This is a genomic window from Stutzerimonas kunmingensis (genome assembly GCF_021432085.1).
GTDB lineage: Bacteria > Pseudomonadota > Gammaproteobacteria > Pseudomonadales > Pseudomonadaceae > Stutzerimonas.
On record NZ_CP090366.1, the window covers coordinates 3,528,997 to 3,545,805 of the forward strand.

Here is a 16,809-nt window from a genome sequence, read left to right on the forward strand (position 1 = left end):
CGAAAACACGTTCAGAGTAGCCGTGAGGCCATCGACAGCCCCAGACCGAGCAGCAGTCCAGCCCCGCCTACCCTGTTGAACAGCTGATTGACGCGCTGAGTCGCGCCATCTCTCGTCGACGCAGTTTCCAGTGCGGAAGCGACCAACGGCCGCCGCAGGGCGCGTGTCTCTCGCCACTGCGTCGCCAGTAGCAACCAGCCGCCGCACAGCGCGCACAGCAGCGCCAGCCCGTTGAGAAGCAATGCTGGGGCGATCACCAGCCCCGACTGCGCATGTAACACCATCCAGATTTTCCTCTCTTCGAAGTCGCCCAGGCAGCCGCGTAGTGTATCCAGACGCCCGCCAGGATTCCGAATTCCCCGACGGAGCGATGTCAGCCCTGCACCATTATCAGGCCAGCTTATGACGCGCTCTTCACCGGTCGGCCTTGACTAAAGGTCGGGCGCGCCGTCACCCTCGGCATACCTCGAAACGGCGAAATAGAGCCTGTGCGGGGGCGGCAGCCAAATGCGATAACGGTCGATGGACAAGCATCCCTTTCCATCGAGCGGTTATCCGCAACCCAGGCGCTGCAGGCACAGCTCTTCAGGCCGAATCACATGGCGCAGCGGCAGCGAGCGCCACGGGGAATCAGCTATTCAGAAATGACAGGACGAGATAATGAAAATAACAATGTTCACAACCGGAGCGCTCACGCTTTCACTGCTGGCCAGTAACGTCATGGCTGCGGTGTCCGAAACCGAGGCGGCCCGCCTCGGCAACGAACTGACGCCGATCGGCGCGGAGAAGTCCGGCAACGCTGCAGGTACCATTCCGGCCTGGACCGGCGGACTGGCTCAGGACGCTGCGGCGGTGACGCCAGACGGTTTCGTCGGCGATCCTTACTCCAGCGACAAGCCGAAGTTCACCATCACGGCGCAGAACTTCGAGCAGTACAAGGACAACCTGACGCCTGGGCAGATCGCCATGCTCAAGCGCTATCCGGACAGCTACCGCCTGCCGGTCTACGAGACACGCCGCAGCGCAGCCATGCCGCAGCATGTCTATGACGCCGCAGCGCGCAATGCCACGCAGACCAACATGGTGCGCGGCGGCAACGGCCTGGAAAACTTCGAGAAGGCCGTCGCCTTCCCGATCCCCAAGGACGGCCTGGAAGTCGCCTGGAACCACATTACCCGCTACCGCGGGGGCTCGGCGCGGCGCGTCGTCGCCCAGGCCACGCCACAGGTGAACGGCAGCTTCAGCCTGGTTAAGTTCGTCGACGAGGTGGTCTATACCGACACCCTGACCGACTACAACCCCGAGAAGCACGGCAACGTGCTGTTCTACTTCAAGCAGCAGGTCACCGAGCCGTCCCGCCTGGCCGGCAATGTGCTGCTGGTACACGAGACCCTGGACCAGGTGAAGGAACCGCGCATGGCGTGGATCTACAACGCCGGCCAGCGGCGCGTACGCCGCGCCCCGCAGGTCGCCTATGACGGCCCGGGCACTGCAGCCGACGGTCTGCGCACATCCGACAACCTGGACATGTTCAACGGTGCGCCGGACCGCTACGACTGGAAGCTGATCGGCAAGAAAGAGCTGTACATCCCCTACAACTCCTACCGCCTGGATTCGCCCGAGCTGAAGTACGAAGACATCGTCAAGGCCGGCCATATCAATCAGGATCTGACCCGCTACGAGCTGCACCGCGTATGGGAAGTGGAAGCCACGCTCAAGTCGGGTGAGCGCCACATCTATGCCAAGCGCCACTTCTTCATCGACGAAGACACCTGGCAGGCTGCGGTGATCGACCATTACGACGGCCGCAACCAGCTGTGGCGCGTAGCCGAGGCGCACAGTCTGTACTTCTACAACGTGCAGGTTCCGCTGTACTCGATGGAGACCCTGTACGACCTCATCTCTGGCCGCTACCTGGTCATGGGCATGAAGAACGAAGAGAAGAACCCCTACACCTACAACTACAAGGCCAACTCCAACCAGTACACCCCGGCTGCCCTGCGCAACTCCGGCGTTCGCTGATTCGGCTGGCTGCACTCGACGCCCCGCTGATCGCGGGGCGTTTTCGTTTTCCGCCCCGTGAAAACGAAGAAACCCTGCCAGGCTGGGCCATGGCAGGGTTTCGGATCGGCAGGACCGGCGAGTCGTGCGTATCGCTGGCGACTTACTCGGCTAGCAGGCGACCGATGTTGTCGTCGCGGAAGACGCGGGTCAGCGCATCGCTCAACACATCGGTGACCAGCTTGGTGTTGGTCTGCTCGTTCGGCGCCATGCCGAAACGCTGGTTCAGCGAGGCACCATAGCGGCCGTTGTAGCGTTTACCGGCGTTCTGCACTTCGATCTTCAGCGTCGCGCCAATATTGGCCTCGGTCACGTACAGGCCTTCTTTCGGCGACTGGTACTTCAGCTCCGCGAGGGTCAAGGTCAGCTGCGGCGCGTTGTAGGCGTTGGGCGACGGGGTGAAGCCGAGCAGGCGCACCGCGGCTTCGGTCTGGGCCTGCAGCTTGGGTATGACCTTGGCACTCGGCACGATCACCGCGCTGGTTTCCGGGTAAAGGCCGCCGCGGGTGCCCAGCGTCGGCGAGGGGCGCGCATCGACCACGCGCACGACGACCGGCTGGCCCTGGCCGACAGGATTGATGGTGCCATTGAGTTTGGGGTTCGGATCGAGCTGCTGGGGGCTGTGGGCACAGCCTACGAGACTCATTCCAAGAACGGTGACAAAACCGAACAACAGGCGTTGCAGCATGCTGTTTTCTCCAGGTTAGGGGCGACGAGTGCGGCGCAGTATACCCAGCGGTACGACGCACCGACAGTGATGCGATTCAGACCGATGGCAGTGCTGCGCCGTTCATTTCACGCGGCTGTCATAGAGCCCTGCGATAAGGGAGCATCTCTTCGCCAGGAGTGAAACCCATGCGCCAGATCCTTTCGCTGCTGCGCCGCCGCAAGCCCCGTCATTTCGCCCTGCTCGACGAACAGGGTCGCTGCCGCATGCTGCTGAGCAGTGCCGGCCGGCCCGATGGCGCGAACTGGGTGGAGGTCGAGGAAGCGCGTCTGAGCTGGATTGGCCGGCATCTTCCCACCGACTGCGAACGCGCGGCCTGAGCGGCAACAGGCGCTTTGTTCAGGGCACAAAAAAGCCCCGTAGGTTCGTACGGGGCTTTTCGTTCGAGCCGGGACTGGCCTGCTGGTCAGTACTCCAGGCCCAGGCGCTTGTCGGCCATTTCGCTGATTTCGCGGTAGGCTGCTGCGTCGTTCTGCAGCGTGGTTTCGCGAGCCGGGAACATTTCCTGTAGCTTGCTGGACCAGGCCTGCGAACGGTACTGCTCGGGGAAGCAGCGCTCGAGCAGGTCGAGCATGATCGAGACGGTCACCGAAGCGCCCGGCGAAGCGCCGAGCAGCGCGGCGATGGTGCCGTCTTTCGCCGCGACCAGTTCGGTGCCGAACTGCAGGATGCCACCCTTCTTCGGGTCCTTCTTGATGATCTGCACGCGCTGGCCGGCGATCTCCAGACGCCAGTCCTCGGCCTTGGCCTCGGGATAGAAACCACGCAGGGTTTCCAGGCGGTCCTCCATGGACTGCATCACTTCCTTGATCAGGTAGCGGGTCAGGTCCATGTTGTCGCGTGCCACGGCCATCATCGGGCCGATATTGCTCGGCCGAATCGACAGCGGCAGGTCCATGAACGAACCGCGCTTGAGGAACTTGGTGGTGAAGCCGGCGTAGGGCCCGAACAGCAGGGACTTCTTGCCGTCGACGACACGGGTGTCCAGGTGCGGTACGGACATCGGCGGCGCGCCGACTGCTGCCAGGCTGTAGACCTTGGCCTGGTGCTGCTTGACGATTTCCGGGTTGTCGCAGCGCAGCCACTGGCCGCTGACCGGGAAGCCGCCGAAGCCCTTGCCTTCGTCGATACCGGACATCTGCAGCAGCGGCAGCGCAGCGCCACCGGCGCCGAGGAAGACGAAGCCGGACTGCACCTGGCGCGATTCGCCGGTGCGAGTGTTCTTGATGTCGACTTTCCAGCCGCTGGCCGTACGGTCGAGACCGGTGACCTTCTGGTTGTAGGACACCTTGACCCCAGCACTGCGCGACAGATAGCCGAGCAGTTGGCTGGTCACCGCACCGAAATTGACGTCGGTACCGTTCATGGCGCGAGTTGCAGCGATAGGCTCGTCGGCGGCGCGGCCCGGCATCATCAGCGGCATCCACTCGGCCAGAGTCGCGCGATCCTCGCTGTACTCCATGTCAGCGAAGGCGTGATGGGTCTTCAGCGCATCGAAGCGACGCTTGAGATAGTCGATGTTCTTACTGCCGCGCACGAAGCTCAGGTGCGGAACAGCATTGATGAAATCACGCGGGGAACCGAAACCTTCACGGTCAGCGAGGTAGGCCCAGAACTGCTTGGAGACCTCGAACTGGGTGTTGATCAGCACGGCCTTCTTGATGTCGATCGCGCCATCTTTGCTGTCGGGCGTGTAGTTCAGCTCGCAGAGCCCGGCGTGACCGGTACCGGCATTGTTCCAAGGGTTGGAGCTTTCGATGGCTCCGGATTCCTGCAGCTCGACGATTTCCAGCTTGATATTGGGATCGAGTTCCTTGAGCAGTACCGCGAGGGTCGCACTCATGATGCCGGCTCCCACCAGCACCATATCCACTGCTTCGCTATCGTGTTGCGTCATCAACGCGTTCTCCAGAATCACAGCATTAAACTGTCGAGACCGCAGTACGCGGCCCCGTAAAACCCACCAGCCAGACGGTCAGGAACGGAGCATGTGCCTGGACCGCTGCTCGGGAACATGTGCCCGAGAACAGGAAGCCAGAGGCTGCCTGCCAGCTGTCGGAAGGGCGGCTTTTGGCCTCCTTCCTCTCGCTGCGATCCATCCGGAGCGGGCCTGGCCCAGTGCTCGACGGTGGACGCTGCGAGGAAAACGATTGCGAATCATGTTGCCGAAGCCAGCCGCAGCCTTCGCCGCTGGCAGCAGACTATGCCGATGCGTTCGATACGAAACGGCGGCCCTCAGTTCAGCCGCGCATGGCCTCGATCAGTTCGATATAAGGTCTGGCCTGACGCTGGTTGGCGACCAGATCGATAAAGCTCTGCCCTTTGCTGTCCCGGGCATCGAGGTCGTAGCCGGCGGCCACGAAGAAGCCGAGAAAGCGCTCGAAATCATCAATGCGCAGGCCGCGATAGGCCTTGATCAGCTTGTGCAGCGAAGGGGGGGTATCGTCAGCCGGTTCAGGCTGAAGAAACAGCTTGATCGACTCATCCGCGATCTCGTCGCCAATCACCTGCTTCTTGTCTTTACGCATGCCGCCTCCGGTCCACGGGGTCTCACGGGGGCGGCAGTTTACTCCTCGCAGGCGACGCACTCAACGCGCCAGGCCGGCTTGCGACCAAGGTCGTACATCGCCGCCTCGGTATACCGGGCGATCTTTCAGCACAAAGAACAAGAGCTGCCCGCGCCTATAATGGCGCCTTCGCCTACAAGGAGCGTCCCAGGCATGAAGCTTCCCCCACTGTTTGCTGCCTGGCACCAGGTCCTGCGTCTGGGCTACGGTGCCCGCGCGCTGCGCGGCGATATCAGCGCCGGCCTGACGGTCGGCATCATCGCCATCCCGCTGGCCATGGCTCTGGCGATCGCCGTTGGCGTGGCGCCACAGCACGGCCTCTACACCGTACTGGTCGCCGCGCCACTGATCGCGCTGACCGGGGGATCGCGCTTCAACGTCTCCGGGCCGACAGCGGCTTTCGTGGTGATCCTGTTGCCGATCACCCAGCAGTTCGGCCTTGGCGGCCTGCTGCTGTGCACCATGCTCGCCGGTCTGATCCTGATCGCACTGGGCCTGCTGCGCGCTGGACGCCTGATCGCATTCATCCCCTACCCTGTCACCCTCGGATTCACCGCGGGCATCGGCATCGTCATCGCCACTCTGCAGATCAAGGACCTGTTCGGCCTGACGCTGACCGAACAGCCACAGCACTACGTCGAGCAGGTCGGCCTGCTGCTGCGCTCGCTGCCGGGCGCCCGGCTCGGCGACGCGCTGGTAGCGGCGATCTGTCTCGCGGTGCTGATCATCTGGCCGCGCTGGGTACCGAAAGTACCCGGGCACCTGGTGGCACTGACCGTCGGTGCGCTGGCAGGTTTGCTGCTGGAATCGTCCGGATTGTCCGTGGCGACCCTTGGCGAGCGGTTCAGCTACACCGTGGACGGGATCACCCATCCGGGTATTCCACCGTTTCTCCCAGATTTCGCCTGGCCCTGGCTGCTACCCGGTCCGGATGGCCAGCCGCTGCAGCTGAGTTACGAGCTGTTCCGCGAATTGCTCGCGCCGGCGTTTGCCATCGCCATGCTCGGCGCCATCGAGTCGCTGCTTTGCGCCGTGGTCGCCGACGGCATGACCGGCAGCAACCACGAGCCCAACGGCGAGCTGATCGGCCAGGGGCTGGGCAATCTGGTCGCCCCGCTGTTCGGCGGCATCACCGCGACCGCAGCGATCGCCCGCAGCGCCACGAATGTCCGGGCCGGGGCGTTCTCGCCGCTGGCAGCAATGATTCATGCGGGTGTGGTGCTGGTCGCAGTGCTCTGGCTGGCGCCGCTATTCAGTTACCTGCCCATGGCGGCACTGGCGGCGTTGCTGGTGATGGTGGCGTGGAACATGAGCGAAGCGCCGCACGTGCTGCACGTATTGCGCATTGCACCGCGCAGCGATGTGCTGGTGCTGCTGACCTGCCTGACACTCACCGTGCTGTTCGACATGGTGCTGGCCGTCGGGGTCGGGCTGCTGCTGGCAGCCGGGCTGTTCATAAAGCGCATGAGCGAGCTGACCGACACCACCGCTCTCTCGCGCGAGCAACGGCACATCCTCCAGGACATGCCTGAGCACGTGGCGACCTACGCGATCCGTGGGCCGCTGTTCTTCGGCGCGGCGGAAAAGGCGCTGGGCGCCCTGCGGCGCTTCAATCCCGAGGTGAAGGTGGTGATCGTCGACATCAGCGCGGTGCCGATGCTGGACATGACCGCGCTGGCATCGCTGGAAAACGTGCTGGTGGATTACCGCCGACTGGGGGTCACGCTGATCCTGAGCGGCAGCAATGCGCGCGTCCGCCTGAAATTGCGCCGCGCCGGCATTCACCGCCTGCAGGGGCATCTGCTGTATGTGCGCAACCTGAGTCAGGCCCGCGAGAAAGCACTGCGCCTGTTGCGCCCGGAGCCGGGCGAGGCCCCCGCCTGAATGCGCTGCCGGATTGCCCGGCAGCGCAAGTCATAGGTCAGCCTGCGTATTTTTGCAGGTTGGCCATCATCTCCTTCAACGCTTCCATGTTGTCGGCCGGGTGCGCGGCATTCTCGAAATTGCAGATCTGCTGCCACTGAGCCGCGACGTCCTCGGCATCGAAGCCGGCCTGCGGGTCGAAGCCGACGCCAAGGCTGCGTTCCCAGCGCACCTTGCCCATCCAGCCGCCCCCCACCTCGAACAGGCCGGAGGTTTCCTGGCACTGCTCGCTAGCCAGATACACCACCAACGGACTCACCAGTTCGGGTTTGAGCTGCTCGAACACCTGCGGCGGAATCAGCCCCTCGGTCATCCGCGTGCCGCCGGTGGGCGCGATGGCGTTGACCAGCACATTGTTCTTGCGCCCTTCCAGCGCCAGCGTACGGGTCAGGCCGTACAGACCGAGCTTGGCCATGCCGTAGTTCGACTGCCCGAAGTTGCCATAGATGCCGGAGGTCGAAGCGGTGAAGATCACCCGCCCGTAGTTCTGTTCGCGCATGTGTGGCCAGGCGGCACGGGTGACCTTGTAGGCACCCTCTACATGCACCCGATAGACCAGATCCCAGTCGGCGTCTTCCATCTTGTGGAAGGTCTTGTCGCGCAGGATGCCGGCGTTGTTCACCACCACATCGATGCGGCCGAAGGAATCGAGGGCCTGCTGCACGATGCGATCGCCATCGGTTACTGAATCATGATTGGCGACAGCGGTACCGCCCGCCTGGCGAATTTCCTCCACCACCCGGTCGGCGGCGGAGCTGTTGGCTCCATCGCCCTGAGTGCTGCCGCCCAGATCGTTAACCACGACCTTCGCACCGTGGCGGGCGAACAGCAGCGCGTGCGCCCGCCCGAGCCCGCCGCCGGCTCCGGTCACGATCACTACCTTGTCTTCGAAGCGGATGGCATCAGTCATGCGTACTCCCTCAGCGGTCTTGGATGAATTCAGGAGCGCCGAGTGTCGATCAGGCGCCGGGACCCGACAACCAACCGCCCGGAAATGAATGCCAGTGCATAAGAGTCGAGGATGGGCTGCTCCGACGCCAATGTTCTGGACGTTTTTTATTCATACCGCCGACAGCCGTGCCATCACTGGCCCGGCGGCGTATTTGCCCAAACAACTCACAGCGTTATCCACAGCCATCGTGGATAACTGATGCGATCACTACCATCGTGAAACGGCACCGCACACATTGCCTATTAACGTGCGAGGCCTTCTGTTATGCGGCCTGTGGTCGCATCAAGCGGGACTGAGCAAAAAACGCACATACTGCTGGAAGTCCCGCACCGCTTCGCCTAGAGCAGACCTTCCCAAGGTTATCCACAGAACCGCACACACATATCGGGGATAAATGAAGCGGCAAATAGCGCAAGTGCTATCACGGCAATGTCGAGAATCTAAGAGCGCTGGGAGCGCCCTGTTCTTAGCATGAGTGCATCAACCGACGGAGAGATCGTCCATGTCCAGTCGCAATCTGCTCGAGAGCCTGTTTGCCAATTACGCGTGCGCCAGTGGAGGTGCATTGAACGGCCGCTGACATCGCCGAGCACGCTTGGCCGTTCGTCCATGCCCGCGTACCCTTCCGCCAGCCCTAAGAGCGGAGTAAACGATGACCTTGCGTTCCATTTGCGTTTTCTGCGGCGCCAGCCGTGGTTCGAATCCCATCTATGAACAAGCAGCCCAGGATCTCGGCCGCACCCTTGCGGCCAACGGCATCCGGCTGATCTACGGCGGCGGCGCCGTCGGCCTGATGGGGGTGGTGGCAGACGCCACCATGGCTGCCGGCGGCGAGGTGATCGGCATCATTCCGCAGAGCCTGAAAGATGCCGAGGTCGGCCACACCGGCCTCACTCGGTTGGAAGTGGTCGACGGCATGCACGCCCGCAAGGCGCGGATGGCAGAGCTCGCGGATGCCTTCATCGCTTTACCTGGCGGGCTGGGTACGCTGGAGGAGCTTTTCGAGGTCTGGACCTGGGGTCAGCTTGGCTATCACCCCAAACCGCTCGGGTTGCTGGACGTCAACCACTTCTACAGCAAGCTCAGTCATTTCCTCGATCACCTCGTCGAAGAGGGATTCGTCCGCTCCCAGCACCGCGAGATGTTGCAACGTAGTGACGAGTCGCAGGCGCTCATAGAGTTGCTGGATGCCTGGCAACCGCCTACTCATAGTCGCTGGGCCAAAAATTCGCCGCTGTGATCTGGCTGAATCCAGCTGATCAAATTTCACCCTCCGAGCTGTAGCCCACGCATCAAGCGGGCCGCAGCTCTGCCTCCCCATGTTATCCACATGCGCATCCACAGCAAAAGTGGATAAGCGCTCGCTTCGACCTGTTGTGTTACGCATGTGCGGGCAATACGACGTTTTAGAAGCCTTGAACCTGCGAACGTACAATTTTCGATCAATAGGCTCGATCGCTAGTGCCGCTAGGGCTGTAGCAAGCAGCTAAATGGTTATCCACAACTCGGCCCACAGCTGTAGTGGATAAGGTAGCCGAACGAATCGAACGCGCTGGACTCAACAAAAGCATCGCTCGTCTAATTCCTAGGCTTACACCATGGGTGCATCAACAAGGCTTCAATCGCTGCATCAGGGCAGACGTCCATGAGCGGGCTGGCCCTGACAATGGTGGCGTTCGTCATCTTCGTGCTGGTTTTCTTCGTCAAGAACCGGCAGCTCAACCATCCCGCGCTGCAATATCCCTATCGCCTCAAGGCGTCACTGTTCTCGCCAGCGGAACGCGAGCTGCTGGAAATGCTGCAACGCACGGTCGGCGAGCGCTATCTGATCTTCCCCAAGGTAAGCGTCGCCGACGTTGTGGAAGTCACCGCCATCGCTCGACGGGCGTACTGGTACCGCGCCACCAACCGCATCGCGGCCACGCGCTTCGATTTCGTGCTGTGCGACAGGGCCGATCTGCAGCCGGTCTGCGTCATGAACCTGCACGACCCTGACACCGATGAGGAATTCATGGATCGACTGTGCGAGACGGTCGGGTTGCCGCAGGTCCGCCTGCCAGCGGATGCAGCGCGCTCCTATAGCGATGTCCGGGAAGCCATCGAGTCGGCGCTGCAGCCCTGATCGACCGCTGGCGGGAATGAGCGCAGCAGCGGACGGTCACAAGTCTGCATGACGTACCCATGCTGCGCAGTACCGCTGCGGAGACATCCGCAATCGACCACCGGCTACGAGTGACACTATGAAATACGCCCTCCCCCTGCTGCTTTCCCTCGCCCCGCAGGCTGCGCTGGCGGACGACCCGACCTGTCATGGCACCAACGAAGCGCAGGTCGCCGCGCTTTTCGATCGCTGGAACGAAGATGTGCAATCAGGCGATCCAAAACGCGTGGTGGAAAACTACGCACCTGACTCGATGCTGCTGCCTACCGTGTCCAACACGCCGCGGCAGACGGCGGAAGCCAAGCTCGACTACTTCGAGCACTTTCTGGCGCTGAAACCGAAGGGCGAAGTTGTCTCGCGAATGATCATGATCGACTGCAACAGCGCGCTCGATACCGGGCTCTACAGCTTCAAGCTGGGCGACGGCAAGACGGTGCCGGCGCGTTATACCTTTACCTACAAGTGGTTCGCCGACGCCGGACAGTGGCTGATCACCAGTCACCACTCATCGGCGATGCCAGAGCAGCCCGAGGCGGTACAGCAGGTGATCGAAGAGAGCGACTGATCGTCCTGCGAAATACGCCAAACAGGGGCGCCTTGCCACACCAGCGGGGCGCGCCCGCTGTACCATCCGCCCTCGACAAGCGAAGGGTCTCGACCGCGGGCTTGCACCAGCCCGCCTGTGCTCGATACTTCTGATAAGCACGCCGTATCCGGACCCGAACCATCATGCAACTCAAGCCGCTGTTATCACGCCTGTTCGACCTGGCCAGCCGCCTGATTCGGCGCTATCCAGGTACGGTTGCGCTGTTCGGATTCGTTTCCGGGGTGGCGAGTTTCGTTCTGGTGGAACGCCACGCCGGCCTGGCCAAGGTGGTCGCCCTGGTGATGCTGGTGAGCTGGCTCTGGCTGGTGCTGGAGTCGAGCCTACGGCGCAGCCTGCAGCGCTGGTTCGGCTGGCAGGTGCCACGACCGCTGCTGCGCTATGCCACCCAGATGGTGCATCAGGAAAGCCTGTTCTTCATCATTCCGTTCTTTGCCATCACCACCACCTGGAACAGCGGACAAGCCCTGTTCACCGGCCTGCTTGGCGCCGCCGCGCTCGTTTCGCTGATCGATCCGCTGTACTACAAATGGCTGGCACCGCGGCGCTGGGTCTACCTGGGGTTTCACGCGCTGACGCTGTTCGCCGTCCTGCTGACCGCGTTGCCGATCATCCTTCATCTGTCCACCCCGCAGAGTTATCAACTGGCGCTGGGCGTCGCAGTAATGCTGGCCCTGCCGAGCCTCAGCGGACTGTTTCCCCGCTCGAACTGGCGCACGTGGCCCGGCATCCTGTTGCTGGCGGTGGCGCTGGGTGCCGCAGGTTGGCTGGGACGGACCTGGGTACCGCCGGCAACCCTGTGGCTGACCGATGTCGCCGTGACCATGAGCCTCGATGATCGGCAACGCAAACCCGGTAAGGGGCTGCGCGAAATCACCAGCGCAGAACTGCACGCAAATGGCCTCTACGCCTATACCGCCATCAACGCACCGCGCGGCCTGAAGGAGCGCATCTTCCACGAGTGGACCCACAACGGCCGGCGCGTCGACCGTATCGCCCTGGAGATCAGCGGCGGCCGCGAAGCCGGTTACCGCGCCTGGACCCACAAGCGCAACTTCCCGGAGAAATCATCGGGCCGCTGGCGAGTACGTGTCGTTACCGAAGCAGGCCAGATGATCGGCATGCTGCGTTTCCAGGTCACCGATTAGCGAACCCCCCGCCGCCTCGCGTATCCAAATCAGAACCAGCCTGGCTTGGAGAAGGACATGGAGTGGTGGGCGAGCATCTCCTACACCATCGCGTCGGAGTTCTCCGACATCACCGACCTGGAGGACGCGACCCGCGTCAGTAGCCGTCTGCTGATCGCGTCGATTCTCGGCGGCCTGCTCGGCTATGAACGCGAGCGCCGACGCAAGGCCGCCGGCTTGCGCACCCATATGCTGGTTGCGCTTGGGGCAGCGTTGTTCGTACTGGTGCCGGTGCAGGCGGGCATGAGCCTCGAGGACATTTCCCGAGTGATTCAGGGCCTGGTTACCGGTATTGGCTTTCTCGGAGCCGGGACTATCCTCAAGGGCGACTCCGCGGAAGACGTCAAGGGCTTGACCACCGCCGCGGGCATCTGGCTTACGGCCGCGATCGGTGTCGCCGTCGGCCTCGGGCATGAAGCAACGGCCGTAATGAGCACGCTGTTGGCGCTGGCGATCTTTGCTTTGATGCCACGGCTGGAGCGGCATACTGCCCTGCGTGCCGCGCGCAAGCGTCGCCACCCGGACCAGCCGCGCTAACAAACGCCACTCCACTGCCCAAGGATTTCGCCATGTCCAACTTCCGTATTCTTCTGACCGGCGCCGTTCTAGCTGCTCTGGCAGGTTGCAGCGAAACGGCCAAGCTTCCGGTGGAATCCGGATACGGCCCGACACCGGCGCTGCCGGAGCCAAACAAGACAGTCCTGCCCACGGTGCACATCGCCCCCGCCAAAGGCTGGCCGCAAGATGGCAAACCGCAGGCGGCGGCCGGTCTGCGCGTGGCGGCGTTCGCCCGTGACCTGGACCATCCCCGCTGGCTCCATGTGCTGCCCAATGGCGATGTGCTGGTGGCGGAATCGGACGCACCGCCGAAGCAACAGAGCCAGGGACTGCGCGGCTGGATTGCCAGCAAGATCATGGCCCGCGCTGGCTCCGGAGGCCCCAGCGCCAACCGCATCACCCTGCTGCGCGATCGTGACGGCGATGGCGTGGCGGAACAGCGCACGGTGTTTCTGGAAAACCTTAACTCCCCGTTCGGTATGGCGTTGGTAGGCAACCACTTCTACGTCGCCAACACGGACGCGCTGCTGCGCTTTCCCTATACGCCCGGCACCACCCGTATCACTGCGAACGGCGAGAAGGTCGTGGACCTACCCGCTGGGCCGATCAATCACCACTGGACCAAGAACGTCATTGCCAGCCAGGACGGCAGCCGCCTCTATGTCACCAGCGGCTCCAACAGCAACGTGGCGGAGAACGGCATGCAGGCCGAAGAGAACCGCGCAGCGATTCTCGAGGTGGATCCGCAAGCCAGGAGCATGCGTCTGTTCGCTTCAGGCCTGCGCAACCCCAATGGCCTAGCCTGGCAACCGAACAGCGGAGCGCTATGGACCACCGTCAACGAGCGCGACGAGATCGGCAGCGACCTGGTGCCGGACTACATGACCTCGGTGAAGGACGGCGGATTCTACGGGTGGCCCTACAGCTACTTCGGCCAGCACATCGACGAGCGCGTGCAGCCCCAGCGCCCGGATCTGGTCGAGCGTGCCATTGTCCCGGACTATGCACTGGGCGCGCATACTGCCTCGCTCGGCCTGGCCTTCTACGAAGGCACGCTGCTGCCGCAGCACTACCGCCACGGCGCGTTCGTTGGTCAGCACGGCTCCTGGAACCGCAAGCCGCGCAGTGGCTATAAGGTGGTTTTCATCCCCTTCCGCGACGGCATGCCGGCTGGGCAGGCAGAGGATGTGCTGACCGGCTTCGTCAACGAGGCAGGAGAGGCAATGGGTCGCCCGGTAGGCGTCGCCGTGGACAAGACCGGGGCCGTGCTGGTGGCCGACGATGTCGGCAACGTGGTCTGGCGCGTCACCCCTGATGACCGTTGATACCGTCGCCCGCTGATCCGTTGAACCTTGCCGGACGCCGTATGGCCATAAAGGTAACGTCCATACGCAACGAGGCACTCCCATGATCAAGCGCGCCATCTACATCTTCGCCCCTGTCGTGCTGCTCGCCGGCTGTTCCGGCAATGTGCAGAACCCGGTAGACCGCATCACCTTCCGTGACGAGCCACTGGTACGCGATGTGGAGACCGGCATGTCTCAGGAGCAGGTACTGGCCATCGGTGGGGAGCCCTCGAAGGCCGCAGCTCGCACTGTAGTGCCAGGCGTCTGCCACGATTACATCCTCAATCGCGATGGCCATCAGCAACCTTATTACGTCAGTTTCGATGGCTCCGGCCGCGTGGACGGCCAGGGCTTCCTGACCTGCGATCAGCTTGAGGAAAACCAGCGCAAACTGCATCGCTGACAGCCGGGCACAGGCGCGAGCACGCTTCGGGCCTGTGCATTCAACGCTCCCCTTGAAGGAGACCAGCATGCCTCGTGGAGAAAAAACCAAGTACACCGACAAGCAGCAACGCAAGGCCGAACACATTGAGGAAGGCTACGAGAAGCGTGGCGTCCCCGAGGACGAGGCCGAAGCGCGCGCATGGGCGACGGTCAACAAGCAATCCGGCGGCGGAGAACGCAAAGGGGGCTCGGGCAGGAGCAAGGGCGAGACCGCCAAGCGGGCTGAGCGCAAGGACTCGGCCCACCGCGCAGCCGATGCCCGCCAGGGCAAATCACCAAACAAGGGTTCGGCACGAAGCTCGACATCGACCAGCACGGCGCTTGCCGACATGACCCGCGACCAGCTCATGGAAAAGGCCCGCGAGCGGGACATTCGTGGCCGCTCGAAGATGCGCAAGAACGAACTGCTACGGGCGCTGAGCTGAGGACTGAGGGCATGCCGATGATTGACCAAACCGCTCCGAAAGAGGGCAATCCCAAGCGCGAGGACCCAGGCGATCCTGTGCCGATTGATGAGCCGGGTGAGCCTGAGCCGGCGCCCTCACCGCCGGACGAGCCCCACCGCTAAACTTTTCGCCAGCATCCTGTTCTCAAACTGGGAACCGTGAATCACCGCGTCCGCGGTGAACCAGACCAGGAGATGGCGATGAGCTACGTACAATTGAGCGATAAACAGAGCCTGCGCGAGCGGGCTCGTCAACATGTCGAGAATGGCGCCGTCACCGAGAGTTACTCGGCCGATCGAGAAGTCGTGATCAATCTGCTGAACGAAGCGCTGGCGACCGAACTGGTTTGCTATCTGCGCTACAAGCGCCACTACTACATGGCCACAGGGCTGAAATCCAGCGCCGCCGCGGACGAGTTCCTCGAGCACGCTAATGAGGAGCAGGAGCACGCAGATCGGCTGGCCGAGCGCATCGTCCAACTGGGTGGCGCGCCGGACTTCAACCCCGACGGCCTGACGGAGCGCGCCCACGCGCAGTACGCCGAAGGCAACGGCCTGCGCGACATGGTTTTCGAGAACCTGGTGGCCGAACGCATCGCCATCGACAGCTACCGCGAGATCGTGCAGTACATCGGTGACAAGGATCCGACCACCCGCCGCATCTTCGAGGACATCCTCGCTCAGGAAGAAGAGCACGCCGATGATCTGGCTGGCCTGCTGGACGGCATGAACTAGCCCAGGACCTGCCGGCGCCTCGCTGAAGCAGGCGGCACGCCATTCCCGTCAGCTTTTCAGCGAAACATAAAAAAAGGCCACCCTAGGGTGGCCTTAAATTTTAGGAAGAGAGGTACAGCTTAGCCGGCTGCCACCGGACGCATGTAGGAGATCGGTGCGGTCTGCGGGTCATCGAAGGTCACCAGTTCCCACGCATCCTTTTGTTCCATCAGGGTGCGTAGCAAACGGTTGTTCAACGCGTGGCCGGATTTATAGCCGCGGAATTCGCCGATCAGACTGGTGCCCAGCAAGTACAGATCACCAATGGCATCGAGAATCTTGTGCTTCACGAATTCGTCCTCGTAACGCAGGCCGTCTTCGTTGAGCACACTGGTTTCGTCCACCACGATTGCGTTCTCAACGCTGCCACCAAGCGCCAGGTTGTGCGAGCGCAGGAACTCGATGTCGCGCATGAACCCGAAGGTACGTGCACGGCTGACTTCCTTGACGAAGGAAGTGCTCGAGAAATCCACACTGGCAGTCTGGGTACGGCCCTTGAAAACCGGATGGTCGAAATCAATCTCGAAACTCACCTTGAAGCCGTCGAAAGGCAGGAAAGTAGCGCGCTTGTCACCTTCCTCGACTGTCACTTCACGCTTGATGCGGATGAACTTCTTGTGGGCGTCCTGCTCCTGCAGGCCGGCGGATTGAATCAGGAATACGAAAGGTCCAGCGCTACCATCCATGATCGGCACTTCCGACGCTGAGAGTTCGACGTAGGCGTTGTCGATCCCCAGGCCAGCCATTGCCGACAGCAAATGCTCCACTGTGTCGACCTTGACGTCACCGTTGACCAATGTCGTGGACATGGTGGTTTCGCCAACGTTCTCGGCCCGCGCAGGAATTTCCACAGGCGGGTTGAGGTCGGTGCGACAGAACACGATTCCGGTATCCACCGGTGCCGGTTTCAGGGTGAGATAAACCTTCTCTCCCGAATGCAAGCCGACGCCGGTGGCGCGAATGATGTTCTTCAGGGTGCGTTGTCTGATCATGGCCTTTTGCTTCGCTTTAGCGCTAGTTGCGAATAGTTTTCAACAATTGGCGGCGATAATAGCAGAAG

18 protein-coding genes are annotated in these 16,809 nt (G+C 62.4%); 12 read left to right on the forward strand and 6 right to left on the reverse strand.

Going from position 1 to position 16,809, the window contains the following annotated elements:
* Positions 1-11 precede the first annotated feature (11 nt).
* Positions 12-284, reverse strand: a complete 273-nt coding sequence (locus tag LW136_RS16745; RefSeq protein ID WP_234173221.1) for a hypothetical protein — start codon at positions 282-284, stop codon at positions 12-14.
* A 388-nt stretch (positions 285-672) separates the two neighbouring features.
* Here LW136_RS16745 and LW136_RS16750 point away from each other — a divergent pair, with 388 nt between their 5' ends.
* Positions 673-2,022, forward strand: a complete 1,350-nt coding sequence (locus LW136_RS16750) for a DUF1329 domain-containing protein (protein ID WP_234173222.1) — start codon at positions 673-675, stop codon at positions 2,020-2,022.
* A 142-nt stretch (positions 2,023-2,164) separates the two neighbouring features.
* Here LW136_RS16750 and LW136_RS16755 read toward each other — a convergent pair whose 3' ends face one another.
* Positions 2,165-2,749 carry a YajG family lipoprotein gene (locus LW136_RS16755; RefSeq protein ID WP_014821319.1) on the reverse strand — a complete coding sequence of 195 codons (585 nt, stop codon included), beginning with the start codon at positions 2,747-2,749 and terminating at the stop codon, positions 2,165-2,167.
* Between the two features lie 167 nt (positions 2,750-2,916).
* On the opposite strand from LW136_RS16755, the gene LW136_RS16760 reads away from it, so the two are divergent.
* A complete protein-coding gene (locus LW136_RS16760) occupies positions 2,917-3,108 on the forward strand; it encodes a hypothetical protein (protein ID WP_023444170.1) in 192 nt (63 codons plus the stop codon).
* Between the two features lie 86 nt (positions 3,109-3,194).
* On the opposite strand, the gene mqo is transcribed toward LW136_RS16760, so the two are convergent.
* The gene (gene mqo / locus LW136_RS16765) at positions 3,195-4,685 is read right to left on the reverse strand and encodes a malate dehydrogenase (quinone) (RefSeq protein WP_023446555.1); all 1,491 of its coding nucleotides are present in this window, start codon (positions 4,683-4,685) and stop codon (positions 3,195-3,197) included.
* A 343-nt stretch (positions 4,686-5,028) separates the two neighbouring features.
* Positions 5,029-5,316 (reverse strand): PA4642 family protein, encoded by a 288-nt coding sequence (locus LW136_RS16770; RefSeq protein WP_003302753.1) that lies wholly within the window; start codon positions 5,314-5,316, stop codon positions 5,029-5,031.
* A gap of 192 nt (positions 5,317-5,508) precedes the next feature.
* Between LW136_RS16770 and dauA the strand changes: the two genes are divergently transcribed.
* Positions 5,509-7,239: a C4-dicarboxylic acid transporter DauA gene (dauA, locus tag LW136_RS16775; protein WP_102831979.1), complete on the forward strand. Its 1,731-nt coding sequence runs from the start codon at positions 5,509-5,511 to the stop codon at positions 7,237-7,239.
* A 37-nt stretch (positions 7,240-7,276) separates the two neighbouring features.
* On the opposite strand, the gene LW136_RS16780 is transcribed toward dauA, so the two are convergent.
* A complete protein-coding gene (locus LW136_RS16780; RefSeq protein ID WP_045665452.1) occupies positions 7,277-8,188 on the reverse strand; it encodes an SDR family oxidoreductase in 912 nt (303 codons plus the stop codon).
* Positions 8,189-8,882: 694 nt separating this feature from the next.
* On the opposite strand from LW136_RS16780, the gene LW136_RS16785 reads away from it, so the two are divergent.
* The 9 genes from LW136_RS16785 (at position 8,883) to LW136_RS16825 (ending at position 15,710) form a co-directional block, all read left to right on the forward strand.
* Positions 8,883-9,470: an LOG family protein gene (locus LW136_RS16785; RefSeq protein ID WP_041014805.1), complete on the forward strand. Its 588-nt coding sequence runs from the start codon at positions 8,883-8,885 to the stop codon at positions 9,468-9,470.
* Between the two features lie 405 nt (positions 9,471-9,875).
* Positions 9,876-10,352 (forward strand): DUF2726 domain-containing protein, encoded by a 477-nt coding sequence (locus tag LW136_RS16790; RefSeq protein ID WP_234173224.1) that lies wholly within the window; start codon positions 9,876-9,878, stop codon positions 10,350-10,352.
* 118 nt (positions 10,353-10,470) lie between these two features.
* A complete protein-coding gene (locus LW136_RS16795; RefSeq protein ID WP_234173225.1) occupies positions 10,471-10,956 on the forward strand; it encodes an SgcJ/EcaC family oxidoreductase in 486 nt (161 codons plus the stop codon).
* A 164-nt stretch (positions 10,957-11,120) separates the two neighbouring features.
* Entirely contained in the window at positions 11,121-12,143 is a 1,023-nt protein-coding gene (locus LW136_RS16800; RefSeq protein ID WP_042928489.1) for a DUF5924 family protein, read from the forward strand.
* A 57-nt stretch (positions 12,144-12,200) separates the two neighbouring features.
* Positions 12,201-12,719 carry an MgtC/SapB family protein gene (locus LW136_RS16805; RefSeq protein WP_014821328.1) on the forward strand — a complete coding sequence of 173 codons (519 nt, stop codon included), beginning with the start codon at positions 12,201-12,203 and terminating at the stop codon, positions 12,717-12,719.
* A 32-nt stretch (positions 12,720-12,751) separates the two neighbouring features.
* Positions 12,752-14,065: a PQQ-dependent sugar dehydrogenase gene (locus LW136_RS16810; protein WP_234173227.1), complete on the forward strand. Its 1,314-nt coding sequence runs from the start codon at positions 12,752-12,754 to the stop codon at positions 14,063-14,065.
* Positions 14,066-14,147: 82 nt separating this feature from the next.
* Positions 14,148-14,489, forward strand: a complete 342-nt coding sequence (gene osmE / locus LW136_RS16815) for an osmotically-inducible lipoprotein OsmE (protein ID WP_041014810.1) — start codon at positions 14,148-14,150, stop codon at positions 14,487-14,489.
* 67 nt (positions 14,490-14,556) lie between these two features.
* Positions 14,557-14,955 carry a Rho termination factor N-terminal domain-containing protein gene (locus LW136_RS16820; RefSeq protein ID WP_041014811.1) on the forward strand — a complete coding sequence of 133 codons (399 nt, stop codon included), beginning with the start codon at positions 14,557-14,559 and terminating at the stop codon, positions 14,953-14,955.
* 221 nt (positions 14,956-15,176) lie between these two features.
* The gene (locus LW136_RS16825; RefSeq protein WP_014821332.1) at positions 15,177-15,710 is read left to right on the forward strand and encodes a ferritin-like domain-containing protein; all 534 of its coding nucleotides are present in this window, start codon (positions 15,177-15,179) and stop codon (positions 15,708-15,710) included.
* A gap of 119 nt (positions 15,711-15,829) precedes the next feature.
* Here LW136_RS16825 and lpxC read toward each other — a convergent pair whose 3' ends face one another.
* Complete coding sequence (gene lpxC, locus LW136_RS16830; RefSeq protein ID WP_003302766.1) at positions 15,830-16,741, reverse strand: UDP-3-O-acyl-N-acetylglucosamine deacetylase; 912 nt, start codon at positions 16,739-16,741, stop codon at positions 15,830-15,832.
* Positions 16,742-16,809: the final 68 nt, after the last annotated feature.